The sequence below is a fragment of the Pseudomonas sp. PMCC200344 genome (assembly GCF_030053095.1).
GTDB lineage: Bacteria > Pseudomonadota > Gammaproteobacteria > Pseudomonadales > Pseudomonadaceae > Aquipseudomonas > Aquipseudomonas svalbardensis.
Genome location: NZ_CP125618.1, coordinates 1,425,091 through 1,451,613 on the forward strand (window position 1 = coordinate 1,425,091; position 26,523 = coordinate 1,451,613).

Sequence of the window (26,523 nt, forward strand, 5' to 3'; positions counted from 1 at the left end):
GGGGGCTTTTTCGTAGGCGGGACTCAGATCACTCCTGAGCCGCCGTCTCCTTCGCTTGACGCTTCTCGATCACTTCCACCAACCGCTGGGCCAGCGCTGGGTAGTTCTCGTCGAAGTGGTGTCCACCCGGCAATTTCATCGCCTCGCCCACCGCGGTCTTGTCGGTGCAGCCGCTCTCGTCGACCTCTTCTTCTCCGTAGATGCACACCACTTTCTCCGGCGGCAGCTTGGCCATTTCCGGGCCGGTGGCGGCTTCTTTGCCGGCGTTGCCGAGCCAGCCTTCGACTTCGATTTCGAAGCTGCCGGTGCGGGCGAAGGCCAGCAGGATGATCGCATCGACCCGTTGCTGTTCCGCTGGCTCCAGGCGGTTGTAGATGGCGGGCAGGACGTCGGCGCCGAACGAGTAACCGGTCAGGATGAAGCGCTTGGTGCCCCATTTCTGCCGGTAGTGCTGCATCAACTCGGCGATGTCCAGAGCGCTTTGCTCGGGGCTTTTGTGCTGCCAGTAGTATCGCAAGGTGTCGATGCCGACCACCGGGTAGCCGAGCTTCGCCATCTCGCCCGCGACGTCGCGGTCCAGGTCACGCCAGCCGCCGTCACCGGACAGGAACAGGGTCACGGTGTCCTTGGCTTGGCCGGCGGGCACTTCGACTACCGGGATCTGCAGGCCGCCAGCGGCTTTATCGCCACCGACGAGGATCTTGCGCAGTTCGTTGTTCAGCACTTGCGGCAGGTTGATGTCGTAGTCGCTGATGCTGGTTTCGGCGTTGGGTTGGTCGCGCACGAAGCCGGCGCTGGTGTCGTCCGGGTTATCGTTCCAGGCCACCAGCCAGTGGCCGTGAGCGGCGCTTTTCGGTAGCAGGTGTGTGCAGCCGGGTTTTTCCAGGGCCAGGTCCACCGAGATGGCTTGAGCCTTGTCGTCCTTCTGCTCGGACAACCAGCGCCACGCCAGCACGGCGCCAGGGCCGATGCCGCTGACCAGGGTCGCCGGGCCTTTGAGTTCTCTGAGGGCCGATTGCAGGGCGCGACTTTGCAACAGGCAGTCTTTGGGCAGGATCACCTGAACAATCTGCGCCGAACCGGTGCGGCTCAGGGTCATCAACTGTTTGTTGCTGAGCTTCTGGTCTTCATTGACCGCCACCAGCACCTGGGCGCGTGGCGTGTTGCCGGGGATGACGCGGGTCATCGCGGCGCCATCGGCCGGCGTCAACTGTTCGAGGATCGGTTCGGGTGCCGGGCGTTTCAGGTACCAGTAACCGCCACCGAGAATCAGGGCCAGCACTACCAGTGTGGCCAGTACGTACCGCAAGGAGCGTTGAATCATTAGCGTTTCACCAATCCAGTCAAGCCGCCCGCAATCAGGGCTGCAGTGTCGGCCAGGGCAACCAGCGGATCGAGTCCGGCGGGCACGGCCATATAACGGGGTTCCCAGTCAGGCTGGAATTTGTCTTTGAAGCGGCGCAAGCCTTGAAAGTTGTAGAGCTGCTCACCACGGCGGAAAACCATCGAGCCCAGACGCTGGGTCAGTGGTGCACCACGTCGGGGTTGCAACCCCGACAACGGCACCATGCCCAGGCTGAAGCGCGCGTACCCATGATTTTTATAATGTTGAATCAGGCCGACCATCATGAACTCCATGGTCAACTTGGGTGCGTCCGGGTGCGCGCGCATCAGGTCGAGGCTGGCCAGGTCATGGCCGTAAGTCTCGAGCAGGTTGGCGAACGCTACCGGGCGCCCTTCGAAACGAATCACCGCGACGCGAAAATGCTTGAGGTAGTCATCGCTGAAGCGGCCGAGGGAGAAGCCTTTCTCGCGCACGTTCTTGCCGGTCAGCCAGGCATCGGAAATCACCTTGAGCTCATCCATCGGCGCTTGTCCGGGATCAAAGATCTCCAGCGACAGGCCATCGCGAGTGCCACGGTTCCAGGTGTAGCGCAGGTCTTTCATCTCTTTGCCTTTGGCCTCGAGATCAAAGCGAAGCAGATCGACCCGGGCTTCTTCGCCGAGTTTGATCGCGGTCAGGCCGATGTCCATGTAGTACGGCAGGTTCTCGGCGCGCACTTGATAGAACACAGGGCGGGCGTGGTGGATGTCGCAGAGGTCGCGGAACTGCCAGATCATTTCGGCCCGTTGCTGGGTCGGACCGATCGGGTCATACAAGGCCACCAGGCTGCGACCACGGCGGGCGTACATCAGAAACGCCTCGTCATTGGGGTGAAACAGCAGCGCCTTGTCACCGGTCAGGGCGAGGCCGCCATCCGGTTGTGCGGAGGCCATGAGGATCTTTATCGCGCGGCCCAGTTCATCGGGCGTTGGCAGATGGATCACCGGGCGTGCGGTGCGCAGCAGCCAGGTCAGGGACACCACCACCAGCAGCACGGCGGCGCCGAGCAGCGAGCGCAAGCCACGCGGGGCATCGGCGTCGAGGGTGAACTGCCACCAGAGCTGATGGCTGTACGGGACGTCCTGATAGGCGAACAGCAACAGCCAGATCGATGCACCGAGTACGCACAGGCTGGCCACCAGATACAGTGGCGAGAACGGCACCTCGGTCAGACGGCTCGGGCGATAGAACGAGCTGCGGAAAACCCCCAGCAGGCTCGCAGTCAGCGTCAGCAAGCAGGCTTCTTCCCAGTCGAAACCCTTGAGCAGAGAGAGCAGGGCAGCGACCAGCAACAAGATGGTGGTCAGCATCCAGGCGGCCGACAGTCGGCGGCGCAGCCCTTGAGCCAGCAGCAAGCAGAGCACGCCGATCAGGCTGGCCCCGAAGTGCGAGGCGTCGACCAGTCGATGCGGGATCAGAAAGCCGATGTGTTCCAGGCGTGTGTCGATTTCCGGGGTGACGCCGGAGAACAGCAACACCACGCCGGACAGAAATACCAGCACCGCCAGAATCGGCGCGGCCAGGCCGGACGCCACCCTTAAGGACTGACGCGATTGAAACAGGCGCTGACCTTCGTTGATCAGCAGGAATACGCAGGCCACCAGCAACGGCAGCACCACGTAGATCAGGCGATAGAGCAGCAGGGCGGCAGCGAGTGGCGCAGCGCCGAGTTTGTCGGAGAAGGCGGCCAGCAGAATCGCTTCGAACACCCCGACCCCGCCGGGAACATGGCTGAGCACACCGGCGGCCAGTGCCAGCAGGTACACCAGAAGGAACGCGCCGAAGGGCGGTGCTTCAGGCAGCAACAGATAGAGCACGGTTGCTGCTGCGGCGACGTCCAGGGCCGTGATGATCAGTTGCAGGAACGTCAGGCGACGGCCCGGTAGGCGCAAGGTGCGGCGTCCGACCTTGACCAGCAGGTTGTCCGGGTGAGGTTGCTCTGGCAGGCGGCGGCGGTAAATCCCGATGGCCAGTACGCTGAAGAGCAGCAAAACGGCCACGGCGATGGCACCCAGCAACGTCTCGGACAGACCCAGGGCGGCAGAGGCGCCAGGCAGGTTGCTGAGGGTGGCGAGAGCGGCCAGTGGGGGCAGGGCGCAGCCGAGCGAGAGGCTGGCGAACAGCGTCATGTGCGCGACTTCAGAAGCGCCCAGACCATGACGTGCATATAAACGATAGCGAACCGAGCCCCCCGAGAGCATCGAAAGGCCAATGGCATTGCCGATGGCGAATGCGGTGAACCCACCCAGAGCCAGGATTCGTGGCGCCAGTGTCACGCCTGCGTAGCGGCTGGCCGACCATTCGTAGCCCAGCAGGATAATGAAACCGACCGCGGTCGCGCCCAGCGCGCCCAATAATGCCGGTTTCGGAACGTCGAGAATCGAGTCGTGCAGAGCGTATAGATCGAGTTCGCTCAGCAGGTGGCGACAGGCAATCAGCGCGATAGCGAACAACAGCAAAGTGACTGCCAGGCCGATGGGCTGGCGGTATTTGCTGATTCGATCAAGCAAGCGCAGACGCTCGGCTTTGATCGGTTGTGTCGCTGTGACGGTGTCTTGTGAATCAGACGAGTTGGCGCGCATCAATCACCTCTTGGATTGTGCGCGACAGGATGGGGGTATCCAGCCAAGTTACCAATCCCTGTAGAAAAAAATAATCACAAATTTTGACGCCTCTCACCGGGTATCGGCGATGGTACGTCATCAGTCGTAGAGGGTTCTGTCTGAGGTTCAGCATCGTCTGGGCTCAGAGCATGGGTGATCCCGGACGGCTCGCTACACAGTGGCAGATCATTGTTGCGAAAGGACTTTTTCAACAGATACAAAAAAGGCCACTCTTTCGAGTAGCCTTTTTTGATGTTTGGTTGCGGGAGCCGGATTTGAACCGACGACCTTCGGGTTATGAGCCCGACGAGCTACCAGACTGCTCCATCCCGCGTCTGTGTGGCGGCATTCTACAGGCGAACGCCGGAGTGTCAACCGTTAATCCAGTATAGGGTCAAATAAGAGTAAATGAGTGGCGAACGGTCGTGGGGGAGACTTAAGTTTCGGAATCAGAACGATTTCTCGTTTCTGCGCCGTCAGACGTAACCCGCTCGTATCTATGCTCATATTTACAAAAGAGACGCGCACAAAAAAGGCCACTCTTTCGAGTAGCCTTTTTTGATGTTTGGTTGCGGGAGCCGGATTTGAACCGACGACCTTCGGGTTATGAGCCCGACGAGCTACCAGACTGCTCCATCCCGCGTCTGTGTGTCGGCATTCTACAGAGGATCGGCGGGCTGTCAACCTTCAATCCAGAGAAAACCTCTTCCCGTTCAATCGCTTAGCTTGAAAATAGGACTGGGTGATTGGCTGTAAGGTCAGTGTGGCAAGGCTTTCAGCTCTATCGGGTGAGGCTTTTCGATTGAGAAGATAAATTCATCTGGCACTTTTCCTACGGGTGGAAAAGAACATTCAGAGTACTGGTGCTATATACAGGTGTCAGTGAGATACTGCCGATCTGACTCGCCAATACGCCATTTCTTCACCATGAACACTGCTTTTATATGACGCAGAGAAAAATCATCCACGTCGATTGTGACTGCTTCTACGCCGCCATCGAGATGCGTGACGACCCGCGCCTGGCCGGTAAACCCTTGGCAGTGGGTGGTTCGGCGGATCGGCGTGGAGTGATCGCTACCTGCAATTATGAAGCGCGGGCTTATGGGGTGCGCTCGGCCATGTCTTCCGGGCATGCCTTGAAGCTGTGTCCGGACCTGACCATCGTCAAGCCACGCATGGAGGCCTATAGAGAAGCCTCTAAGGAAATTCACACGATCTTTCGCGATTACACCGACTTGATCGAGCCGCTTTCGCTGGATGAGGCCTATCTCGACGTGTCGGACAGTGCGCATTTCGGCGGCAGTGCCACGCGGATCGCCCAAGACATTCGCCGTCGCGTCTCTAATCAGCTGCACATCACCGTTTCGGCTGGCGTTGCGCCGAACAAGTTTCTGGCCAAGATCGCCAGCGACTGGAAGAAGCCCAATGGCTTGTTCGTCATTACGCCGGATCAGGTCGAGGATTTTGTCAGTGGTTTGCCGGTGAGCAAGTTGCACGGCGTTGGCAAAGTGACCGCGGACAAATTAGGCAGGCTTGGCATCGTCGATTGTTCACATCTGCGCGAATGGGACAAGTTGGCGCTTGTGCGCGAGTTCGGCAGCTTCGGCGAGCGACTCTGGAGTCTGGCCCGTGGGATCGATGACCGGTTGGTGCACAACGACAGTCGTCGGCAGTCGATCAGTGTCGAAAACACCTACGACGTGGACCTGCCGGATCTGGTGAGCTGCTTCGATAAATTACCCGAGTTACTGGAGACCCTGGCCGGCCGCATGGCGCGTATCGACAGCAGCTATCGACCGGGCAAGCCGTTCGTCAAAGTGAAATTCCATGACTTCACCCAGACCACTCTGGAGCAGGCTGGGGCAGGGCGGGATTTGGGGAGCTATCAGTTGTTGCTGACCCAGGCGTTCAATCGCGGCGGGAAACCGGTGCGGTTGTTGGGAATTGGGGTGCGGCTGGAGGATTTGCGGGGCGGGTTTGAGCAGATGGAGTTGTTTGAGCGGTAGTGGGCAGATCTTAATGTTGTAGTGAATGTCAGGCCGCCTTCGCGAGCAGGCTCGCTCCCACAGTTGACCGAGTTGTTCAGACGAACGCGGTCTAATGTGGGAGCGAGCCTGCTCGCGAAGCTTTTGACTTTAATTCGGTCCCGGATCCGCTACCAGTCGCCCGGCATCCTTGGTCAATGACTTGAGGAATTCGGTCTGCAGCTCGGGATCGTTGCGTGTCAGTTCGATCAGGCTTTGTTCCAGTTCGGTGGCTTCTTCTTCCAGGCCCAGTTCCGACAAACGTTTGACCCGGTGTACCCACTGGCTCACTTCGTCGTCTTCGAGGTCGTCGTAAATCAGTCCGTGAGCTTCGAGCAGCTTGCCGCGCAAGGAGCTACTGACCGCCAGGGACGAATTGGTGTGCACGTCGTCCTGAGCATCCTGGACACTGATCAGCAGCCGGCTCAAATGATTGATGTCGTGTTCGGCGAACGGGCTGTCCAGCAGGTTCACGCGCAATACGCCGTTTTTGTCGGTGCTCAGGTTGAACGTTTCCTTACCGGCCTTGACCTCAACCGGACGCTCGCTCCATGGCAGGCTTGAGTATTCGGTGCGCTTGTCGAGCTGGACCTCGTCGATTCCCGCCAGGTTCTGTTGCGCGCGACCATGAGACTGCACGTTCATGAACGGGTTGAGCCCGGCGAAACCGTAGCTCAACCAGTCTTTCGTCACGCTGTCCGGCAGGTTGCCGAGGGCGAACACGTTGACCACGTTCGCACCGACACCGGCCACTACTGCCACCGCACCCAGCGGGACCTCGTAAGCCTCCCGCCAGGGTTGGTAAGGCGTGTAGCGGTCGTAGTGGCGTGTGACTTCGAATTCGGTGACTTCGAAAGTCTTCTGCTCGTGGATCTTCACCCGACGTTGCGGCAGCTCAAGCACCTTTGGCTCGCCGACATCAATCTGCAGGCTGTGATCGAGCAATTTACGCTCGACACGTTCCTCGTGCTCGCTGCGTTGTGACATTTGATTGGCACAGCCGCTGACCAGCAGGGTGCCGCACAGGGCGGCACCGCCGAGGCCTAAGGTGTTTCGCTTGAACATGACTTCTCTATCTGGTGTCAGCGGCGGATACGGGACTGAAGGAAGGGCAGCACGTCTGCGACCGGCAGCGCTTGCGCTTCGGGCTCGGTGCGGCTCTTGTATTCAAGATTGCCTTCGGCGAGGCCGCGGTCACTGACCACGATCCGGTGAGGAATGCCGATCAGCTCCATGTCCGCGAACTTGATGCCCGGGCTGGTTTTCTTGTCGCGGTCGTCCAGCAGTACTTCGAAGCCGGCGGCAGTCAATTCTGCATACAGCTTGTCGGTGGCTTCGCGAACCTGTTCGGTTTCGTAGCGCAGCGGTACCAGAGCGATCTGGAACGGGGCCAGCGTGTCACTCCAGATGATCCCGTTGGCGTCGTTGTTCTGCTCGATGGCCGCAGCCACCACGCGGGAAACGCCGATGCCGTAGCAACCCATTTCCAGGGTGACTGGCTTGCCATTCTCGCCCAGCACTTCGCACTTCATCGCTTTGCTGTACTTGTTGCCCAGCTGGAAGATGTGCCCGACTTCGATGCCGCGCTTGATTTCCAGGGTGCCCTTGCCATCCGGGCTCGGGTCGCCGGCGACCACGTTACGCAGGTCGGCAACGGTCGGAACCGGCAGATCACGCTCCCAGTTCACGCCGAAATAGTGTTTGTCATCGATGTTTGCACCGATGCCGAAGTCGCTCATCAGCTCGACGGAACGGTCGATGATGATTGGCAGTGGCAGGTTCAGCGGGCCGAGGGATCCGGCGCCGGCGCCAATGGCGTCGCGCAGTTCGGCTTCGGATGCCATGACCAGCGGGCTGGCAACGCCAGGCTGGTTGCCGGCCTTGATTTCGTTCAGCTCGTGGTCGCCACGGATGATCAGGGCAATCAGCTTGCCTTTCTCTTCAGCGTGAACCACGAGGGTCTTGATGGTCTTTTCAATCGGCAGGTTGAAGCCTTCGACCAGTTGCGCAATGGTCTTGGCGTTCGGCGTGTCGACCAGACGCAGCTCTTCGGCAGGTGCGGCGCGGGAAGTCTCGCGTGGCACGGCTTCGGCTTTCTCGATGTTCGCCGCGTAGTCAGAACCGTTGCTGAAGGCGATATCGTCTTCGCCGGATTCGGCCAGCACGTGGAACTCGTGGGAGCCAGCACCACCGATCGAGCCGTTGTCGGCTTCAACCGGGCGGAATTTCAGGCCCAGACGGGTGAACACGTTGCAATACGCCTGGTGCATACGGTCGTAGGTGACCTGCAGCGACGGCTGGTCAGCGTGGAAGGAGTAGGCGTCCTTCATGATGAACTCGCGACCGCGCATCAAACCGAAGCGTGGACGGATTTCGTCACGGAATTTGGTCTGGATCTGGTACAGGTTGATCGGCAGCTGTTTGTAGCTGCTCAACTCGTTGCGCATCAGGTCAGTGATGACTTCTTCGTGAGTCGGGCCGGCGCAGAAATCGCGACCGTGGCGATCCTTGAAGCGCAACAATTCAGGGCCGTATTCCTCCCAGCGACCGGATTCCTGCCACAGCTCAGCCGGTTGGGTGCTCGGCATCAACACTTCGAGAGAGCCCGCGGCGTTCATTTCTTCACGAACGACGGCTTCGACCTTGCGCATCACTCGCAAGCCCATCGGCAGCCAGGTGTACAGGCCCGAGGCGAGTTTGCGGATCATGCCGGCGCGCAGCATCAGCTGATGGCTGATCACGACCGCGTCGGAAGGCGTTTCTTTCTGTGTGGCGAGCAAAAATTGACTGGTGCGCATGGTTGGCCGTTGTCGGTTGCTGATGACGAGAAATGACGGAGCATTGTACGGGCGAGATCTGCTGGCGTACAGGCGTGCGGTCGGCGGGGTGTGGCGGGAGGGCGGGAATCCCCGCGCCCTCTGCGCTGTTTCCCGCTAAAGAACCTACGATTCCTCCGCGACCTGGGTCGGAACCGGTTCTGGTGTCGGCGTTGGCGTCGGGCCTTCGCGGCGGCTCTCCTGGAACCAGTGCAACGCGATCAACAGCAGCGTCGGTACGCCCAGCAGGGCAGTGATCAGAAAGAAGTTGTGATAACCGAATTTCTCCACCATGACCCCCGAGTAGCCGCCGATCAGGCGTGGCAGCAAGAGCATGATCGAGCTGAGCAGGGCGTACTGGGTCGCGGAGAACTTCAAGTTGGTCAGGCTCGACAGGTAGGCGACGAACGCCGAGGTCGCCAGGCCCGAGCTGAAGTTGTCCAGGGAGATGGTGCCAATCAGCATGTTCAGGTTGGCGCCCATGTCGGCGAGCATCAGGAACAGCAGGTTGGTACCGGCTGATGCAATGCCGCCGATGAGCAGAATCGGCAAGATGCCGAAGCGCACAATCAGCAGGCCGCCCATGCCAGCGCCGACCAGGGTCATGATCAGGCCAAAGATCTTGCTGACGCTGGCAATCTGATCCTTGGTGAAGCCCTGGTCGATGTAGAACACGTTGGCCATCACGCCCATGACCGTATCGGACATCCGATAGGTGGCGATCAACCCAAGCAGCAGGAACGCTTGCCAGCGGTAGCGCAGAATGAAGTCGTTGATCGGCGTCAGCACCGGCGCCAGGCCACGGCGGCCAATGGCCGACAGGCACATGGCGGTGAGCGTGGTGTAAAGGATCGCGCGCAGGAACGCGCGGTCTTCGAGCAGCAGGTCGAGCACGCTCACGCCTTCGAACAGCACGCTGGCGAAATCGGTGTTGTACAACTGAGTGAACATGGCCGGCACGGAAACCAGCAGCACGATCAGCACAAACACCGATGCCAGTTGATGCACAAAGCTGTAGCGCCCGGCCTGAAGCTGCGTGCGCAGCGGCACCGGCGGTTCGCGCATGAAAAAGGAGGTCAGCAGCGCCGGAACCATCAAGGCGCCGAACAGGATGTAGGTGCCGGCCCATGCCGAATGCTTATAGTTGAAACCGGTGGAGCCGAAGCCTTCAGCGAAGAACAGGGCGCCGGCGGTGGCCAGGAGCGCGGCGATCCGATAACCGGACATGTAACTGGCGGCGAGCGCGGCCTGGCGGGTGTCGTCGGCGATTTCCAGGCGATAGGCGTCGACTGCGATATCTTGCGTCGCCGAGGCGAAAGCAACGACCACAGCAATGGCGATCAGCCAGGACAAATGCTTTTGCGGGTCGCAGAAACCCATCCCGATCAGGCCGAGGATGACCAGTGCCTGGGAAAGCACCAGCCAGGAGCGTCGGCGACCGAGCTTGCCGAGAAATGGCAGGCGCCATTGGTCGAGCAGCGGTGACCAGACCCATTTAAAGGCGTAGGCCAGGCCGATCAGGCTTGCATAGCCAATGGTTTCGCGAGCTACGCCGGCTTCGCGCAGCCAGACCGAAAGTGTCGAAAACACCAGCATGTAAGGCAGGCCGGCGGCGAAACCAAGCAGCAACAGTACAAGCGTCGAGGGGCTGGCATAGGCGGCGAGCGCGGCGCGCCAGGTTTTACGGGGCATGGGCTGGAGTCTGCCTCAAGAAATACGGAAACAAAGCGCGCACTCTAACCGCTGTGCTCTACCGGGCGCCAGCCATGGCGCTGAATATCAACACGATTGTTCAGGATACTGATGCCCTCCATGCGCAAACGCGCGCGTTGTTCATCCCCCGAAGGGCTGCCTGCAGGCAGGCTGATACGCCCGCCGGCGCCGAGCACGCGGTGCCAGGGTAATTTGCTGTCACCCGGCAGTTGGCTCAGTGTCCGTCCGACGAAGCGGGCGGCGCGACCCAGTCCCGCCAACTCGGCGAGCTGACCGTAACTCACGACTTTGCCCTCGGGGACTTGGGCCAGCGTCAGGTAGAGCGCCGTGCGTCGGATTTGCGCCGGACTATCGGTTTCAGTGGTTGAGTCGGTCACGTCCGCAGTTCCTGAAAAAAAGTTTGCCTTACCGTCTGTAGAGTAAATCCTGGATCACCCATTGAGAAATGAACTCAATAGAAATAGTCGGGTCAGTCCTTGCTAGGGTTTTATTCGTACGGATAATGCCGACTTTTTTTCGCAAACTTGAGCCTGTATTGCTTATGTTGTCCAGAACTCTGCTGTGCCTCGCTGTCGCCAGTGCTTCCACGCCCTTGCTCGCCGATACCGTCTGGTTGAAGAACGGTGACAAGCTGAGCGGCAAGATCACCGTTTTCGATGGCGGCAAGCTGTTGATCCAGACCGAATACGCCGGTGCCGTCCCTATCGACTGGAAGCAGGTTAAAACCCTGGAAAGTGATCAGCAGTTGCTGGTCAAACAGGATGCCTACACGGGCGAAAAGGCCAAGGCGCTGCATGCGGCAGAAGACGGCAAGGTCACCCTGGCCAATGGCGACGCTCCCAAGACCGTCGAACTGGCCAGTATTCAGCAGATCCTCAAGCCCAAGCCGGTGGTCGAGGATCTGGTGTGGAAAGGGAATGTCGACGTGGCGCTGGATTATCAGCGGGCGGAAAAGGACACGGATGACTATGACGTCGACTTCAAGACCAGTGCGCGTCATGGCAGATGGCGGCACACCGCAGAAGGCGAGTACAACCGCGAATTCCAGGATGACGTAGTCACCACGGACAACTGGAGAGGCGAGTACTCCCTCGACCGTTTCCTCACCGATAAATGGTTCTGGCAAGGTCGCCTGGTCTACAAGCGCGACAAGGTCGAAGACCTTGCCCGCCAGCGCACCGTCGGTACCGGTCCCGGTTATCAGTTCTGGGATGATGAGCTCGGAGCATTCTCCCTGGGCTCGCTGCTCAACCGTACCGATTACGAATACAGCGATGGCGGCAAGGACAACTTCTATTCCGTCGCCATGAAGTGGGACTACAACCGTTACCTGGTTGGCAAGAAGGTGGAGTTCTTTACCAATGGCGAAGTTGGCAAGCCGTTGTCGGGCGTGGCCGATTACGCCCTCGATGCCGAGGTCGGGCTGCGCTACAAGGTGACGGATTGGGCGTCGCTGAACCTGAAGGCAGAGAAAGACATCATTACCGGTAGCGATGAGGCTGACCTGAGCAAGACTCGGTATACGGCAGGGTTTGGCGTGACCTGGTAAGACGCAAAAAATCGCAGCCATGGGCTGCGATTTTTTTTGCCTGCAAAACAGACAGGCACAAAAAAGCCCCGCTTTTGAGGGCGGGGCTTTTTACTAAAGCAAGTACAAGTTAGATAACTTGAACTTCTTCAGCTTGCATGCCTTTCTGACCGCGGGTAGCGATGAAAGAAACCTGTTGGCCTTCTTTCAGGCTTTTGAAGCCGTCGGATTGGATAGCTTTGAAGTGAACGAACAGGTCGTCACCGGATTGTGGGGTGATGAAGCCGAAGCCTTTTTCATCGTTGAACCACTTAACGGTACCAGTTTGGCGATTAGACATGGTGTAACTCCTTGAACAAAGATAACTGCGACGCAGGAAGAACCCTGGCCGAGACTGAGTGCAAAGAGCAGGAAAAATTCTTGTAGATGGTTGGATCGAAATTCAACATATCGTGTAGAGATTCTCAGTGACACAAGCAGCACAGTGGCGCCACCTTAACCCTTTTTCAGGAACGTGCCAATGCTTCCTGCGAAGGTTTCTCTGTTTTCATGACTGACGGTCCGCCGATTTACCCGCAAGGGCTGGAAATTACGGGGGATCGGCAAGATTTGTGACCCGGACTTTGAACCCGAAGCGCGCGCCCGGTAAGATGCCGGACAGATTTTTTCCACCTCGCTATTCAGGACACCCGCCATGAGCATCAAATCGGACAAGTGGATTCGCCGCATGGCGCAAGAGCACGGTATGATCGAGCCCTTCGTAGAGCGCCAGATGCGCGGTGAAGGCGCCGACCGAGTGATTTCCTACGGCGTGTCGAGCTATGGCTACGACGTACGCTGCGCCGATGAATTCAAAGTGTTCACCAACATCAATTCGGCGACCGTTGATCCGAAGAACTTCGACGAGAAGAGCTTCGTCGACGTCAAGAGCGATGTTTGCATCATCCCGCCGAACTCCTTTGCCTTGGCACGCACCGTGGAATTCTTCCGTATTCCGCGCAATGTGCTGACGATCTGCCTGGGTAAAAGCACTTACGCGCGTTGCGGCATTATCGTCAACGTGACGCCGCTTGAGCCTGAGTGGGAAGGCCACGTGACCCTGGAATTCTCCAACACCACCACGCTGCCGGCAAAAATCTACGCTAACGAAGGTGTGGCACAGATGCTGTTTTTCGAATCCGACGAAGAGTGCGAAGTGTCCTACAAGGACCGTGGCGGCAAGTATCAGGGCCAGCGCGGCGTCACCCTGCCACGCACCTGATCCGTTCGTCTGGCAACTCGTGGGAATTCTTGAGCGGGTAGACACTCTATTGGGTGTACTGCCCGGTTCGCGCAACGCGGACGGGGCCATCGCTCAGGAGTGCCTTATGAAGATCGATCCGCGAATAAGTGCCGAACTGGCAAGGCTTGAGCCCAATCAGGTTGGCGTTTTGGCCTGGTCCTTGTTGGCACATCCACCCATCAGCATGGCAGGGGGCATCCCCGGTCAGCCTGATCCCGATACCCCCAACGAACAACCCACCGAGCCCGGTGAGCCTACCCTGCCGGATGAGCCACCTCCGGCGCCCGTTGTTTGATCGCCGCCTGCGAAAAACGAATGGCGTGGAGGAGCGAAGCTTGCTCGCGAAGGCGATGTGTCAGGCAAGGATAATGTTGGCTGACACACCGCCCTCGCGAGCAAGCTTCGCTCCTACAGGGTTTCAGGTTTACTTGAGGTTGCCGCTCAGGAACTGCTTCAACCGCTCACTCTTCGGATTCCCCAACACATCCTCTGGCGCACCTTCTTCCTCGACCAACCCCTGGTGCAGAAACAACACCTGACTCGACACCTTGCGCGCGAAGCTCATTTCGTGGGTCACCATGATCATGGTTCGGCCTTCCTCGGCCAGACCCTGGATCACCCTGAGCACCTCACCCACCAGTTCGGGATCGAGGGCCGAGGTGGGTTCGTCGAACAGCATCACTTCCGGCTCCATCGCGAGTGCCCTGGCAATCGCCACCCGTTGCTGCTGACCGCCAGACAGAAACGCCGGGTATTGATCCGCCACGCGCGAGGCCAGGCCCACCTTGTCGAGATAGCGCCGGGCACGGTCTTCGGCTTCCTCCTTGCTGCACCCCAACACCCGACGCGGGGCCATGGTGATGTTTTCCAGCACCGTCATGTGGCTCCACAGGTTGAAGTGCTGGAACACCATCGCCAGGCGGGTGCGGATCCGTTGCAGTTCATCGGCATCGGCCACGTGCATGCCGTGGCGATCCTTGATCATGCGGATGTTCTGGCCGTCCAGGCTCATGGCGCCGTCGTTGGGCTGTTCAAGAAAGTTGATGCAACGCAGGAAGGTGCTTTTGCCCGAGCCGCTGGCGCCGATCAGGCTGATGACGTCGCCGGTGTTGGCCTTGAGCGAAACGCCTTTGAGTACTTTATGTTCGCCATAGCTTTTATGCAGGCCTTCAATGGTCAGTTTGTACATGGGGCATGCATCCTCAAGGCGAAAGTAGGTAGCCGCTGCGATAGGCTTCGGTGCCCGCAATGTGGGCTATCACCATGCCGGCAGTGGCCATGCGCCGTAGCGAACGGGCGTACATCAACCCGGCAACGGTGCAATGAACGGGGGTGACGCGGTTAAAGATCGGGTCGATGATTTCAGCGATCAGTTGCCCGGCTTCGAGGTACTCCCCTGGCAGCGCGGTGAACACCAGCAGTCCGCCGACCGGTGTCGCTACCGGTTCAACACCGGCCAGCGGCGTGGCCGGGTAGGGCAGCTCGGGCAGTGGCGCCGGCTCGCCGGCAATCGCGCCGTAATGAATCAGGTAATCGATCAGCGCCTGGCAATCAAGGCTGGCCAGCGGGTGATTGACGTCACCCTGACCGCGCAATTCGACGGTGACCGAAAAGCTGCCCAGCGGAATATCAAAGTGTTCGCCGAAGCGCTCCTTCAACTGCCACCAGAGCAGGGTGAAGCATTCATCGAATGACTGCCCGCCGGAGTCGGTGGCTAGCAGACTGGCTTCGGCACCGATGTACCGCGCCAGCGGCTCGACCTGCGGCCACGCCTCGGGCGTGGTGTAAAGGTGGGCGACCGCTTCGAAATCGCAATGCAGGTCCAGCACCATGTCGGCATCGCAGGCCAGCCGTTGCAGAGCCAGGCGCTGGGATTGCAGTTGCGTGCTGGCAGTCTGTTGGGCGAGGGCATTGCGCAGGCTGCTGCGAATCAGGTCGAGGTTGTGCTGTGGATCGTCGCCGAGCAGGCCTTCGATCTCGTTGCCGACGGCTTCGCTCAGATCGACGAACCAGCGATTGAAGTTCTGCCCGCTTTCGAGGTCGTAACGACCCAGCGGCACATCCATCAGCACTTGTTCGAGGCCGACCGGGTTGGCCACCGGCACCAGCACGATTTCGCTGCGCAGACGGCCGGCGGCTTCGAGTTCCGCCAAACGTTGCTTGAGGTGCCAGGCAACCAGCATGCCGGGCATTTCGTCGGCATGCAGGGATGACTGAATGTAGATTTTGCCTTTGGCCGATGAGGGGCCGAAGTGAAAGCTGTGAATCTGTCGAGCGGTCCCCGGCAGCGGGGCCAGCAGGTCATGAATCTGGTGGCGCATGTCTCTTTATTCCTAAAGCGGGTCCTAGTGGGTCGGCCCGAGGAAGGCTAGCCATCGGCGTTCGGCGAGGCGGAACAGGCCAACCAGCGCAAAGGTAACGGTCAGGTAGATCAGCGCAGCGATGCCGAACGACTGGAAGGTCAGGAAGGTCGCCGAGTTGGCGTCCCGCGCGACTTTCAAGATGTCCGGGATGGTCGCGGTGAAGGCCACGGTGGTCGAGTGCAGCATCAAAATCACTTCGTTGCTGTAATAAGGCAACGAACGACGCAGGGCCGAAGGCATGATCACGTAGGCATACAGCTTCCAGCCTGTCAGACCGTAAGCCTTGGCCGCTTCGACTTCACCATGGGCCATGCTGCGAATTGCCCCGGCGAAAATCTCCGTGGTGTAGGCGCAGGTGTTCAGGGCGAAGGCCAGGATCGTGCAGTTCATCGCATCGCGAAAGAACGCATCCAGTACGGGTTGGGCGCGCACGGCGGCCAGACTGTAAATCCCGGTGTAGAAGATCAGCAGCTGAATATAGAGCGGCGTACCCCGGAACAGATAAGTGAAGAACTGAACCGGCCAGCGGATGTAGAAGTGCGGCGAAACCCGGGCGATGGACAGCGGGATCGACACCACGAAACCGATGAAGATCGATGCGCTGAGCAGCCACAGGGTCATGGCCAGGCCGGTGATGTTGTAGCCGTCGGTATAAAGGAAAGGTCTCCAGTATTCCTGCAAGAGTTCGATCATCGTACGGCCTCCCGGGAACCGGCGGCGTAGCGGCGTTCGAGCCAGCGCAGGACGAAGTTGGAGGCGCTGGTGATCAGCAGGTAAATCAGCGCGGCAAGCACCAGGAAGTAAAACAGTTGATAGGTGCTTTTACCGGCATCCTGCGCAGCTTTGACCAAGTCGGCAAGGCCGATAATCGAAACCAGTGCGGTGGCCTTGAGCATCACCATCCAGTTGTTACCGATGCCCGGCAGGGCGAAGCGCATCATCTGCGGGAACACCACGATACGAAAACGCTGGCCGCGTTTGAGGCCATAAGCGGTGGCGGCTTCGACCTGGCCCCGTGGGACCGCGAGGATCGCCCCGCGGAAGGTTTCGGTGAAATACGCGCCATAAATGAAGCCCAGGGTGATGACCCCGGCGCTGAACGGGTTGATCTCGATGTATTCCCATTCCATGAAATCGGTAAACGACGTCAGCCAGGTCTGCAGGCTGTAGAAGATCAACAGCATCAGCACCAGGTCCGGCACACCGCGAATCAGCGTGGTGTAGAGCTGGGCCGGTACGCGCACCAGTTTGACTTTTGACAGCTTGGCGCTGGCGCCGAGCAAGCCGAGCAAAACGGCCACCGACAGCGACAACACCGACAACTTGATGGTCATCCAGGTGCCTTCCATCAGCAACGGACCGAAGCCCTGGAGGCTGAAGGCTGAGAGCCCCAGGTTTTGTAGTAGGTTTTCGAACATAAATCAGCAACCTGATCGGGTGAAAAAAGCGCCCATCGCAAGATGGGCGCCGGGCATTATTTGCCGCTGTACAGATTCAGATCGCCAAAGTGTTTCTTCTGAATGGTGGCGTAGGTGCCATCGTCGTGTAACGCTTTGATACCTTTATTCAAAAGGTCTTTGAGGTCTTTGTTACCTTTAGAGATACCGATAGCTGTTTTGGCTGGAAGCAATTCGCTGTCCACCGGCTTGCTGACTTCGTAGCCCTCGCCTTTTGGCGACTTCAAAAAGCCCAGTTCGGCTTGCAGCATGTCCTGGATCGCAGCATCGAGGCGACCGGAAGTCAGGTCGGAATACACCTGATCCTGGTTCTGATAGGCCTGGGTTTTCACGCCAGCCTTGTCCAGAACGGCTTTAGCATAAGCTTCCTGAATGGTGCCTTGCTCGTAGCCGACGGTTTTGCCCTTCAGCGAAGCGACGTCTTCGGTCAGGCCGGAACCTTTCTTGAATACGTAGGCGGTTGGACCGGAGAACAGCTCGTTGGAGAAGTCGATGACTTTTTCGCGGGCCGGGGTGACGGTCATCGAAGAGATCACACCGTCGAATTTATTGGCCTTCAGGCCCGGAATCATGCCGTCGAAATCGCTTTCGACCCATTTGCACTTGACCTTCAGTTCGGCGCAGATCGCGTTACCCAGATCGATATCGAAGCCTACCAGGCTACCGTCAGCCGCTTTTGACTCGAACGGAGCGTAGGAAGGGTCAACGCCAAAACGCAATTCCTTGTATTCCTTGGCCAGCGCGGAACCGGCTGCCATGCACAACGCCAGTGCAGAAAGGGTCAGCAATGCTTTTTTCATTATTCAATCCCTAAAAACCAATATGAGCGCTTGTGGCGCAGAATTATTGTTACTGGAAAGCGTAAGACCTTATGAAAGTAGCAATTTCCGAACCAGAGTCCCGAACAAGTGTTTTAAAAGGTGATTCAAGAAATGGCAAGGAAGGATTTGTGCACGAAAACGGCCGCCGGAAAACAGTTGCACCAACTTGGTTCGGAATCACACAAGCCACTGTGGGAGCGAGCCTGCTCGCGAAGAGGGAGTGTCAGGCGATATCAATGCTTCTGACAGACCGCTTTCGTCGGAACGCCGCCCGGAGCAGGCTCGCTCCCACAAGGGAATTGGATCAATCCAACAAATCCTGCAGCGTTCCCAGGTTGTCCGCTTCTTCGACGGATTTATCCTGCCGCCAGCGCAACATCCTCGGAAACCGCACCGCAATCCCGCTCTTGTGTCGCCTGGACAGGGCGATGCCCTCAAATCCCAGTTCAAACACCAGGCTCGGCGTCACGCTGCTCACCGGCCCGAATTTCTCTACGGTAGTTTTGCGCACGATGCTGTCGACCTGGCGCATTTCTTCGTCTGTCAGCCCCGAATACGCCTTGGCGAACGGCACCAGTGCGCGTTCGCTCGCGTCAGGTGGCCCATCCCACACGGCGAAGGTGTAATCGCTATAGAGGCTGGCGCGGCGACCATGGCCGCGTTGCGCATAAATCAGCACCGCGTCGACGCTGAACGGGTCGACTTTCCATTTCCACCAGACGCCCATGTCCTTGGTCCGTCCGACGCCATACAACGCCTCCCGGGCCTTGAGCATCATGCCTTCGACACCGAGCCTGCGGGAGGCTTGCCGTTGTCGGGCGAGGTCGAACCAGTCTTCGCCGGTGAGCACCGGTGAGGCGAGTAACACCGGACTGTTGCACCGGGCGACGACGTGCTCCAGTTGAGTGCGACGCTTGGTTTGAGGCTGGTTGCGCCAGTCTTCGCCCTGCCATTCCAGCAGGTCGTAGGCGAGGATCACCACTGGCACTTCTTCGAGGATTTTTTTGTCCAGGGTTTTGCGGCCGATCCGCTGTTGCAGCAGAGCGAAAGGCTTTACCGCGGGTGAGGCCGGGGATTGCGGGTTGAAGGCGTCTTCGGTGGTGGGTTGTTCGGTTTTCCAGGCGACGATTTCACCGTCGATCACCGTACCCTCGGGCAAGCAGTGAACCAGACTGTCGAGTTCGGGGAAGCGCTCGGTGACCAGCTCTTCACCTCGCGACCAGATCCACAATCGCCCGTCGCGTTTGACCACCTGGGCGCGGATGCCATCCCACTTCCATTCCACTTGCCAATCGCTGGCCGGGCCGAGCAGGGTTTCGAATTGTTCAACGGGTTGTGATAGCGCGTGAGCGAGGAAAAACGGGTAGGGCTGACCGCCCCGTTGGGCATGTTCGTCAGACGATTCGGCGGCGATCAACTTCAAATAACCGGGCGCGCTCGGGCGGTTGGACAGGTCGGTGTAACCCACCAGACGCTGGGCGACGCGTTTGCTGTCGAGCCCGGCCATGGCCGCCAAGGCGCGGGTGACCAGCAACTTGGAGACCCCGACGCGGAAGCTGCCGGTGATCAGTTTGATGCAGAGCATCAGGCTCTGGCGGTCCAGTTGCGACCACAGGGTACGCAGTCGCTCGGCGAGGACTTGCGGGGTTTCACCGCGCAGCGGCAGCAATTTGTCTTCAATCCAGATCGCCAATCCATCGTTGGAGCTGTGAAGCGTTTCGGGCAGCACCAGCGAAATGGTTTCCGCCAAATCGCCGACCGCCTGATAACTCTCTTCGAACAGCCACGGCGAGAGGCCGGAGATCTCCACCGCCAACTCTCGCAGGATGCGCACCGGCACCAGTTGCCGAGGCCGCCCGCCGGACAAAAAGTAAACAGCCCATGCGGCATCTTCCGGCGCGGCCTCGGCGAAGTAGTGTTGCATCGCCGCTAGTTTGGCGTTGCTCGACGTCGTGGCATCGAGTTCGGCGTACAACTGGGCGAACGCCTTCATGGCAGCACCTCGGCGATCTCGGAGCCGACGGCTGCGCTTTCTTCCTCATCGTCGCCGTACTCGGTGCTGAAACTCATTGCATCGAGGCCCTGTTCGCGCAGATGGCGCACCAGTACTCCGACCGAACCGTGGGTCACCATCACACGCTCAGCACCGGTCTGTTCGATGGCCCAGAGCAGACCGGGCCAGTCGGCGTGGTCAGACAGTACGAAGCCACGATCCACGCCACGACGCCGCCGTGTGCCACGCAAACGCATCCAGCCGCTGGCGAAACCATCGCTGTAGTCACCGAAGCGACGCATCCAGGTGCTGCCGCCAGCCGAAGGCGGGGCCAGGACCAACGCCTTGCGCATCATGGGGTCGCTCTTTTTTACTTCGCCGGCATAGATCGTTGGCGGTAAATAAATACCACCTTCGCGATAAACCTGATTGAGCGGTTCCACGGCGCCATGCACCAGAATAGGGCCGAGACTGGCATCGATGCCGTGGAGAATTCGCTGCGCCTTACCGAAGGCATAGCAGAACAACACGCTGGTTTTGTCGGCGGCGGCATTGGCTTGCCACCACTGATTGATCTCGGCAAAGACGTGCGCCTGAGGTTGCCAGCGATAAATCGGAAGTCCGAAGGTCGATTCAGTGATGAAGGTATCGCAGCGCACGGGTTCGAACGCCGCGCAGGTGCCGTCGGGTTCGATCTTGTAGTCGCCCGAGGCGACCCAGACTTCGCCGCCGTATTCCAGACGCACCTGTGCCGAGCCAAGGACATGCCCGGCGGGGTGAAAACTCAAGGTGACGCCATGGTGGGTCAGGGGGTGACCGTAGGGCAGGGTTTGCAGGTTGATGTCCTGGCCCAATCGCGCACGTAAAATCCCTTCGCCGGGAGCGGCCGCCAGATAATGCTGATTGCCGGTGCGGGCATGGTCGCCGTGAGCGTGGGTGATGACTGAACGCTCGACCGGCCGCCACGGGTCGATGTAGAAATCCCCGGCCGGGCAGTACAAACCTTCAGGACGCGCGATAACAAGATCCATGTTGTTACCAAAATGGAGGGACTTGTTAGCTATGAGGTTTGCGCGAGGCTAGAAGTTCTGTTGATTTTTCATCGGCAACCGATATACCCATGTGGGGCTTGCTCGCGAAAGCGGTGTGTCAGTCAATATTATCGTCAACTGACACACCGCTTTCGCGAGCAAGCCCACACACATTGGGTCGATGGTGACCTTACTTGCCAGGTGTCAGCGTCAACCGCGTCTTCCCATACACCTTGTCAAAGTTCTGCGGCTGCATTGGCAAGCTCAGGTATTGCCCCTTTAGCCAAGGATCAATGCTGTCGAGGTAGTTCGGACTCGCCGGATTACCGGATTGCCCCGTACCGTTCTGCCCCATCAGCGGTTCGGCCTGGCCGAAGTCGACGATAAAGCGCATGGCTGGCGCCAGGGTGGTGTTGAAATCCTGACCCCAGGCGAATGCTGCAGTATTCAGCGTGGTGTGGTCGCCACCGGCCGCCACCGGACCGCGCACAGTCTGGCCACTGGCGTTTTTCCACTCGTAGCGGTGCAGTTTGCCCCATTGCCAGGCTTTGTGATCGCCGCCCAACTGACTGTCGCCCGCGCTGATCGCTGCCGCCAGACTGCGGGCGAGGATCGCCGGTTTATCTTCTTTCTGCGGTGTGCGAGCGTCATCCCAGAACGGACTGTCCTCACGCCCCAACAGGTGATCAGCCTGGGCCGCGTAGGACAACTTGCCGTTGGCGATAAAGGCTTTCCACGCCGGGCTGCTTTCCGGGCCCAGTTCGTCGAGGAATATTTGCTGGGTGCTTTGCTGCAGGAACAGCTCGTAAATCGCTGCATCAGCCGAGGTCGGGCTGAGTTTTCCGTCGAAGGCCATCAGGCGGGTATACGCCTCGCGAGCCTTGCCACGATCCGCCACAGGCAATGCTTCAATGGCCTGCTTGAGCGGTTGGGCCATGCCCGGCGCTTCAAACATCTTCTTCAGTTTGGAAGCGAAAGTGGTGGTCTGGTCGTATTGCATGGCGATCAGGCTGCGCGTGTCGTGTTTACCCACGCCCGCCAGTTCGGCCAAGCGTTCGCCACGTTCCGGCGCTGACCAGGAGTTGGACAGTTGCATGCCGTAGCCATGGGGAATGACTCGCTGGTTGGCTGTGCCGAGCCAGCCTTGGACCGGATCCTGGTCATAGGGATGGAGCATTGGGTCGGCGTAACCGTCCCAATCGTAACGACCTTCCCAGCCCGGAGACGGCAGCAGGCCTTCACCTTCGCGACGGTTGGGGTAGCGACCGGTGACTTGCCAGCCGATGTTGCTGGCGTCGGCAAATACCAGGTTCAGCGCAATGGCGCGGATTTCACGGCTGGCGTCCGAGGCTTTCTCGACGTTCTGCGCCCGGGACAGGTCGAAAAACGCGTCCAGTGTCTTGTCGTCGGTGAAGTTTGGCGTTTGCAAGGCCAGGCCGAACCCATTGGCCAGCGTCGTGCCTTGGGCACTGTTGAGCAGCGGGCCATGACGGGTTTCGTACACCACTTCGCGAATCGGTCGCTGGCCTTTGACGAAGTAGGTTTCGTTTCGCACGATCGCCGGCTGCCATTTGCCGCCCACCTCGTAGGAAAGTCCGTTGCCCTGGCGTTTGATTTTTTCCAGGAACAGGTCCTGGTTGTCGCCCATGACGGTGGTCATGCTCCACGCCACTTTGCCGTTGAAACCGCCAAGCACCATCGGCAAACCGGCAATCGTCACACCAGAAGCCTGGTACTTCGGCGCGCGAATTTGCACGTAACTGAACAACGACGGCACGCCCAGGGGGCCATGGCTATCGCTGGCCAGCAGGCTTTTGCCGCTGCGGCTGCGTTGCGGGCCGATCGCCCAGTTGTTCGACGAGGTGGCGCCCAGCAGATTCAGATCGGACAGTTGGCTTGTGGCTTTGCTGATCTCGGCCAGGCCCGGGATTTGCCCGTTGAGCTTGATGCCCTGAAGTTTTTCAGCTTCGGTCAGCGGCAGTTTTTCATCGGGAGCGGACGGGGTCAGCCACGGGAGTTTGTCGGTGCTGACGGTCTGGGCCAGCATCAGCGAGGCAATCTCTTCCGGCAGGTTGGCCGACTGGCTGAAGTTCAGCAGGCAGAAAATCAGCGCCGAGTCTTCCGGCTTCCAGTATTCAGGCTTGTAGCCGGTGGCCGCGAGGTCCGCCGGCAGTTTGTCGCGGTAACGGAACAGGTAGGCGTTGACGCCGCGGGCATAGACTTCGAAGAAGCGTTTGAGGCGCGGCGAAGACGCCTTGTACAGCTCGCCGGCGCTTTTCTTCAGATTGACGGCGCGCATGTAGCGGTCAGCGTCGAGGAGGTCCGAACCGGACATCTCCGACAAACGGCCCTGAGCCAACAGGCGCAGGGTGACCATTTGCGTGATGCGGTCGGTGGCGTGGACGTAACCCAGGGTGAACAGCGCGTCGTGGAAGGTGTTGCTTTCGATCAACGGCATGCCCATGGCATTGCGGCGTACCGAAACGTTCTGCGCCAGGCCTTTGAGCGGCTGCACACCGGTGGTCGGCGGGAGGGTGTCCTGGGTGTTCCAGGTCTGACAACCGGTCAGGCTCAAAACACCGGCCACTGCTGCGGCAACGCCGAACCGGGGAAGAAAATGTGTAAGGGCTGGCGAGGCCATGGCAAAGCTCCTGCGGGGGGTAGCGTCATTAAAGGCGCTACGTTAGTGAGCAGGAGGTGCCCGCGCAAGCGGCAGCGGGGTTATTTCTTCCCCTGTGGCGAGGGGGCTAGCCCCCTCGCCACAGGGGATTGCGTCGTTTTTCAGGATTTAGGCGGGTTGATTTTGGCCACCAGGGCATACGCCTTCACCGTCGCCGAACGGCTCTGGATGTGGTTGAACCAGCGCAGCACGTTGGGGAAGTCTTCCAGGTTCTGGCTCTGCCACTTGTGGGAAACGATCCACGGGTAGATCGCCATGTCGGCAATGCTGTATTCGCTACCGGCGACGAAGTCTTTATCGGCCAGCTGCTTGTCGAGTACCCCGTAGAGGCGGGCGGTTTCGTCGATGTAGCGCTTGATCGCGTAAGGAATTTTCTCCGGAGCGAACTGGCTGAAGTGATGATTCTGCCCGGCCATCGGCCCCAGGCCACCCATCTGCCAGAACAACCATTGCAGCGCTTGCTGGCGACCACGCAAGTCTTTGGGCAGGAACTTGCCGGTTTTCTCTGCCAGGTACAACAGAATCGCCCCGGACTCGAACAGTGCCAACGGTTCACCGCCATCGGCCGGTTCGGGATCGACGATGGCCGGAATTTTGTTGTTCGGGGAAATTTTCAGGAATTCGCGTTTGAACTGGTCGTTCTGGCTGATGTTGATCGGGTGCACGTTGTAGGGCAGGCCGGCTTCTTCCAGGAATATCGAGATTTTGTGGCCGTTGGGGGTGGTCCAGTAATACAGGTCGATCATGGAGTACTCCAAATCAAAAGATGTCGTTACTTGCGGACAGCAAACGCCGGCATCAGGTCGTCCTGTTTGCGTTCGATAGCTTGCCTGTAGGAACAGGTGATGCTGAAGTGCGGGAAATTCAATGACCCCGCATGAGAAAAACAGGCATGGAGCTCAAAACAAACGCGGCGCTGATCATCATCGATCAACAAAAAGGCATCCTGCATCCCAAGCTGGGTCGCCGAAATAATCTTCAGGCCGAGCAGCGAATCCTCGATTTGCTAGGGCATTGGCGTCGAACCGGGCGACTGGTCATTCATGTGCAGCACCTGTCCCGTTCACCCGACTCAGTGTTCTGGCCGCAGCAATCGGGGGTGGAATTTCAGGAACGGTTTCAGCCACAGACCGGTGAGCAGCTTATTCAAAAGCAGGTGCCGGATGCGTTTTGTGCGACGGGGCTTGAGAAAAGTTTGCGAGAGGCGGGGATCGATCAGTTGGTCATTGTGGGCGTAGCGACCAACAACTCGGTGGAATCCACGGCACGAACGGCCGGGAATCTGGGGTTTGAAACGTGGGTCGTGGAGGATGCGTGTTTTACCTTCGACAAGGCCGATTATTTTGGCAACACCCATTCAGCTGAAGAAGTGCATGCGATGTCGTTGGGCAATCTGCATGGGGAATATGCCACGGTCGTGAGCACCGTGCAGATCCTGAAATGAGGTGACTGTCAGTCCGTCTTCGCGAGCAAGCCCGCACACATTTGAACTGCGCGAGCCATAAATTGCGTGAACACAGCAGATCCAATGTGGGAGCGAGCCTGCTCGCGAAGGCGATTCAACCGGCGAAGAAGATCTTCGCCCGAAGCATCAAGCGCCGTGGCACTTCTTGAATTTCTTGCCGTTGCCGCAGGGGCAAGGGTCGTTGCGGCCGACGTCTTTCAGGGCGTTGCGCACCGGTTCCTGGTGGGCGTGGCCGCAGTTCGGACCGTGGACATGGCCGTGGTCGTGATCATGGTTGTCGTGATCATGGTGATCATGATGGTCATGATCGTGGTTGCAGTCAGGGCCATGGACATGGGGTTGCTGGGTCATCGGTTTTGCTCCGGAATTAAATCGGCGGGGATTATCACGCCATTGCGCGCCAGGTGCACGTAGTGCGCGATGAATAAACCGGTTTCCAGTTCACCTTCCAGACGATAGGGAATGGGCTGCTTGGGTTTTTTCAGCAGTTTCACCAGATCCCGCACCTTGGGCCACAGGTTGGTGCGGATCGGCACTTTAAAGTAGGCGCTGCGTTTGGGACCGACGGTGAACCAATGTTCGTGCTCGCCTTCGGTCAGCAGCATGTCGCCCAAGTGAATGCGGTACTCGATGCCCCGCACCGTCAGATCGCTGTCGTTGGGGTTGTCGACGCGAAAGTGCAGCAGGAATCGCTGCTGCATCAGTTTGGCCTGGACCACTTCGACCTTGACCAGATGCACCTGCGGTTCCGGTTTATCGTCGCCGAACCAGGACGCACAGCCGCCGAGCCCCAGAAATAGGAGCAGGGTGAGGGTTTGAAAGACGCGCCGCTGACTGAGCATGGAGTGACTCCCTTTGATGCCCAGTCTAGTCTCTTGCGATTACCTCATCTGCTGAAATAACCCGCACAACACTTCTTGAACTTCTGCCCGCTGGCGCAAGGGCACGCATCATTGCGCCCGGCCTTGAGTTGTACGGTGGGGTCGATGAAATACCAGTGGCCGGCGTTCTGCACGAACGACGAGCGCTCGCGGTGACTGTGCTCACCACTGCCGTCGTGCCAGCGCGCGATAAAGGTCACGAAGGCATGTTCCGGCTGGCCGCCCAAGACCTCGGAGCTTTCCACTTCAAGGCCCAGCCAGGTGCTTTGGGCGCTCCAGTCGCTGATGGACTGCCGATCCAGGCCTGCCTGTTGTGCGGGCAGGGTGGTCGCCACCAGATAATCGATCAGTCCCAGTACGTAGGCGCTGTAGCGCGAACGCATCAAGGCTTCGGCACAAGGCGCCGGATGACCGGCATGGTAATGGCCGCAGCAGGCATCAAGGAGGGTGCCGCTACCGCAGGGGCAAATGGATGTACTCAT

Annotated in this window: 24 protein-coding genes and 2 tRNA genes; 5 read left to right on the plus strand and 21 right to left on the minus strand. The window is 59.2% G+C overall.

Going from position 1 to position 26,523, the window contains the following annotated elements; all coding sequences use genetic code 11:
• Positions 1-28 precede the first annotated feature (28 nt).
• The 4 genes from QFW87_RS06395 to QFW87_RS06410 form a co-directional block, all read right to left on the minus strand.
• A complete protein-coding gene (locus tag QFW87_RS06395; RefSeq protein WP_283190074.1) occupies positions 29-1,324 on the minus strand; it encodes an AcvB/VirJ family lysyl-phosphatidylglycerol hydrolase in 1,296 nt (431 codons plus the stop codon).
• The gene (mprF, locus tag QFW87_RS06400; RefSeq protein ID WP_283183253.1) at positions 1,324-3,966 is read right to left on the minus strand and encodes a bifunctional lysylphosphatidylglycerol flippase/synthetase MprF; all 2,643 of its coding nucleotides are present in this window, start codon (positions 3,964-3,966) and stop codon (positions 1,324-1,326) included. Before mprF ends, QFW87_RS06395 begins: the two co-directional genes overlap by 1 nt.
• A 278-nt stretch (positions 3,967-4,244) precedes the next feature.
• Positions 4,245-4,321 (minus strand) — tRNA-Met (locus tag QFW87_RS06405).
• A gap of 232 nt (positions 4,322-4,553) precedes the next feature.
• Positions 4,554-4,630 (minus strand) — tRNA-Met (locus QFW87_RS06410).
• A gap of 301 nt (positions 4,631-4,931) precedes the next feature.
• On the opposite strand from QFW87_RS06410, the gene dinB reads away from it, so the two are divergent.
• On the plus strand, positions 4,932-5,993 hold the full coding sequence (dinB, locus tag QFW87_RS06415) for a DNA polymerase IV (protein WP_283190075.1): 1,062 nt from the start codon (positions 4,932-4,934) through the stop codon (positions 5,991-5,993).
• A 129-nt stretch (positions 5,994-6,122) separates the two neighbouring features.
• Here dinB and QFW87_RS06420 read toward each other — a convergent pair whose 3' ends face one another.
• From QFW87_RS06420 to QFW87_RS06435, 4 genes are all read right to left on the minus strand, one after another.
• Positions 6,123-7,076: a hypothetical protein gene (locus QFW87_RS06420; RefSeq protein WP_283183254.1), complete on the minus strand. Its 954-nt coding sequence runs from the start codon at positions 7,074-7,076 to the stop codon at positions 6,123-6,125.
• A 17-nt stretch (positions 7,077-7,093) separates the two neighbouring features.
• Positions 7,094-8,809 (minus strand): proline--tRNA ligase, encoded by a 1,716-nt coding sequence (locus QFW87_RS06425; protein ID WP_283183255.1) that lies wholly within the window; start codon positions 8,807-8,809, stop codon positions 7,094-7,096.
• A 144-nt stretch (positions 8,810-8,953) separates the two neighbouring features.
• Complete coding sequence (locus tag QFW87_RS06430) at positions 8,954-10,519, minus strand: AmpG family muropeptide MFS transporter (protein ID WP_283183256.1); 1,566 nt, start codon at positions 10,517-10,519, stop codon at positions 8,954-8,956.
• Between the two features lie 44 nt (positions 10,520-10,563).
• The gene (locus tag QFW87_RS06435; protein WP_008153938.1) at positions 10,564-10,917 is read right to left on the minus strand and encodes an MGMT family protein; all 354 of its coding nucleotides are present in this window, start codon (positions 10,915-10,917) and stop codon (positions 10,564-10,566) included.
• Between the two features lie 164 nt (positions 10,918-11,081).
• Here QFW87_RS06435 and QFW87_RS06440 point away from each other — a divergent pair, with 164 nt between their 5' ends.
• Entirely contained in the window at positions 11,082-12,089 is a 1,008-nt protein-coding gene (locus QFW87_RS06440) for a DUF481 domain-containing protein (RefSeq protein WP_283190076.1), read from the plus strand.
• A 109-nt stretch (positions 12,090-12,198) separates the two neighbouring features.
• Here the strand turns inward: QFW87_RS06440 and QFW87_RS06445 are convergent, their stop codons facing one another.
• A complete protein-coding gene (locus QFW87_RS06445) occupies positions 12,199-12,408 on the minus strand; it encodes a cold-shock protein (protein WP_002554837.1) in 210 nt (69 codons plus the stop codon).
• A 354-nt stretch (positions 12,409-12,762) separates the two neighbouring features.
• Between QFW87_RS06445 and dcd the strand changes: the two genes are divergently transcribed.
• Together dcd and QFW87_RS06455 are read left to right on the plus strand one after the other, a co-directional pair.
• Complete coding sequence (gene dcd / locus QFW87_RS06450; RefSeq protein ID WP_074874089.1) at positions 12,763-13,329, plus strand: dCTP deaminase; 567 nt, start codon at positions 12,763-12,765, stop codon at positions 13,327-13,329.
• Positions 13,330-13,435: 106 nt separating this feature from the next.
• Entirely contained in the window at positions 13,436-13,645 is a 210-nt protein-coding gene (locus QFW87_RS06455) for a hypothetical protein (RefSeq protein WP_084321795.1), read from the plus strand.
• 129 nt (positions 13,646-13,774) lie between these two features.
• Here the strand turns inward: QFW87_RS06455 and QFW87_RS06460 are convergent, their stop codons facing one another.
• The 9 genes from QFW87_RS06460 to QFW87_RS06500 all read right to left on the minus strand — a co-directional run bounded on the left by QFW87_RS06460 (position 13,775) and on the right by QFW87_RS06500 (position 24,441).
• A complete protein-coding gene (locus tag QFW87_RS06460) occupies positions 13,775-14,539 on the minus strand; it encodes an ATP-binding cassette domain-containing protein (protein WP_283190077.1) in 765 nt (254 codons plus the stop codon).
• A gap of 13 nt (positions 14,540-14,552) precedes the next feature.
• Complete coding sequence (locus QFW87_RS06465; RefSeq protein ID WP_283190078.1) at positions 14,553-15,671, minus strand: M14 family metallopeptidase; 1,119 nt, start codon at positions 15,669-15,671, stop codon at positions 14,553-14,555.
• Positions 15,672-15,695: 24 nt separating this feature from the next.
• A complete protein-coding gene (locus QFW87_RS06470; protein WP_283183260.1) occupies positions 15,696-16,406 on the minus strand; it encodes an ABC transporter permease in 711 nt (236 codons plus the stop codon).
• A complete protein-coding gene (locus QFW87_RS06475; RefSeq protein WP_283183261.1) occupies positions 16,403-17,131 on the minus strand; it encodes an ABC transporter permease in 729 nt (242 codons plus the stop codon). Before QFW87_RS06475 ends, QFW87_RS06470 begins: the two co-directional genes overlap by 4 nt.
• 56 nt (positions 17,132-17,187) lie before the next feature.
• Positions 17,188-17,970 (minus strand): transporter substrate-binding domain-containing protein, encoded by a 783-nt coding sequence (locus QFW87_RS06480; protein WP_283183262.1) that lies wholly within the window; start codon positions 17,968-17,970, stop codon positions 17,188-17,190.
• Between the two features lie 325 nt (positions 17,971-18,295).
• A complete protein-coding gene (locus QFW87_RS06485) occupies positions 18,296-19,984 on the minus strand; it encodes an ATP-dependent DNA ligase (RefSeq protein ID WP_283190079.1) in 1,689 nt (562 codons plus the stop codon).
• The gene (locus QFW87_RS06490; protein WP_283190080.1) at positions 19,981-21,015 is read right to left on the minus strand and encodes a ligase-associated DNA damage response exonuclease; all 1,035 of its coding nucleotides are present in this window, start codon (positions 21,013-21,015) and stop codon (positions 19,981-19,983) included. The genes QFW87_RS06485 and QFW87_RS06490 overlap by 4 nt, the downstream gene beginning before the upstream one ends.
• Before the next feature lie 190 nt (positions 21,016-21,205).
• Positions 21,206-23,656: a penicillin acylase family protein gene (locus QFW87_RS06495; protein WP_283190081.1), complete on the minus strand. Its 2,451-nt coding sequence runs from the start codon at positions 23,654-23,656 to the stop codon at positions 21,206-21,208.
• Positions 23,657-23,796: 140 nt separating this feature from the next.
• Positions 23,797-24,441 carry a glutathione S-transferase N-terminal domain-containing protein gene (locus QFW87_RS06500; protein ID WP_283190082.1) on the minus strand — a complete coding sequence of 215 codons (645 nt, stop codon included), beginning with the start codon at positions 24,439-24,441 and terminating at the stop codon, positions 23,797-23,799.
• A gap of 146 nt (positions 24,442-24,587) precedes the next feature.
• On the opposite strand from QFW87_RS06500, the gene QFW87_RS06505 reads away from it, so the two are divergent.
• Positions 24,588-25,139, plus strand: a complete 552-nt coding sequence (locus QFW87_RS06505) for a cysteine hydrolase family protein (protein WP_283190083.1) — start codon at positions 24,588-24,590, stop codon at positions 25,137-25,139.
• A 147-nt stretch (positions 25,140-25,286) separates the two neighbouring features.
• On the opposite strand, the gene QFW87_RS06510 is transcribed toward QFW87_RS06505, so the two are convergent.
• Genes QFW87_RS06510 through QFW87_RS06520 form a run of 3 tightly spaced genes read right to left on the minus strand, consistent with a single transcriptional unit; the run spans position 25,287 to position 26,523 of the window.
• A complete protein-coding gene (locus tag QFW87_RS06510; RefSeq protein WP_283190084.1) occupies positions 25,287-25,511 on the minus strand; it encodes an SEC-C metal-binding domain-containing protein in 225 nt (74 codons plus the stop codon).
• A complete protein-coding gene (locus tag QFW87_RS06515; protein WP_283183267.1) occupies positions 25,508-26,002 on the minus strand; it encodes an LEA type 2 family protein in 495 nt (164 codons plus the stop codon). The genes QFW87_RS06510 and QFW87_RS06515 overlap by 4 nt, the downstream gene beginning before the upstream one ends.
• Positions 26,003-26,046: 44 nt before the next feature.
• Positions 26,047-26,523 (minus strand): YchJ family protein, encoded by a 477-nt coding sequence (locus QFW87_RS06520; RefSeq protein WP_283183268.1) that lies wholly within the window; start codon positions 26,521-26,523, stop codon positions 26,047-26,049.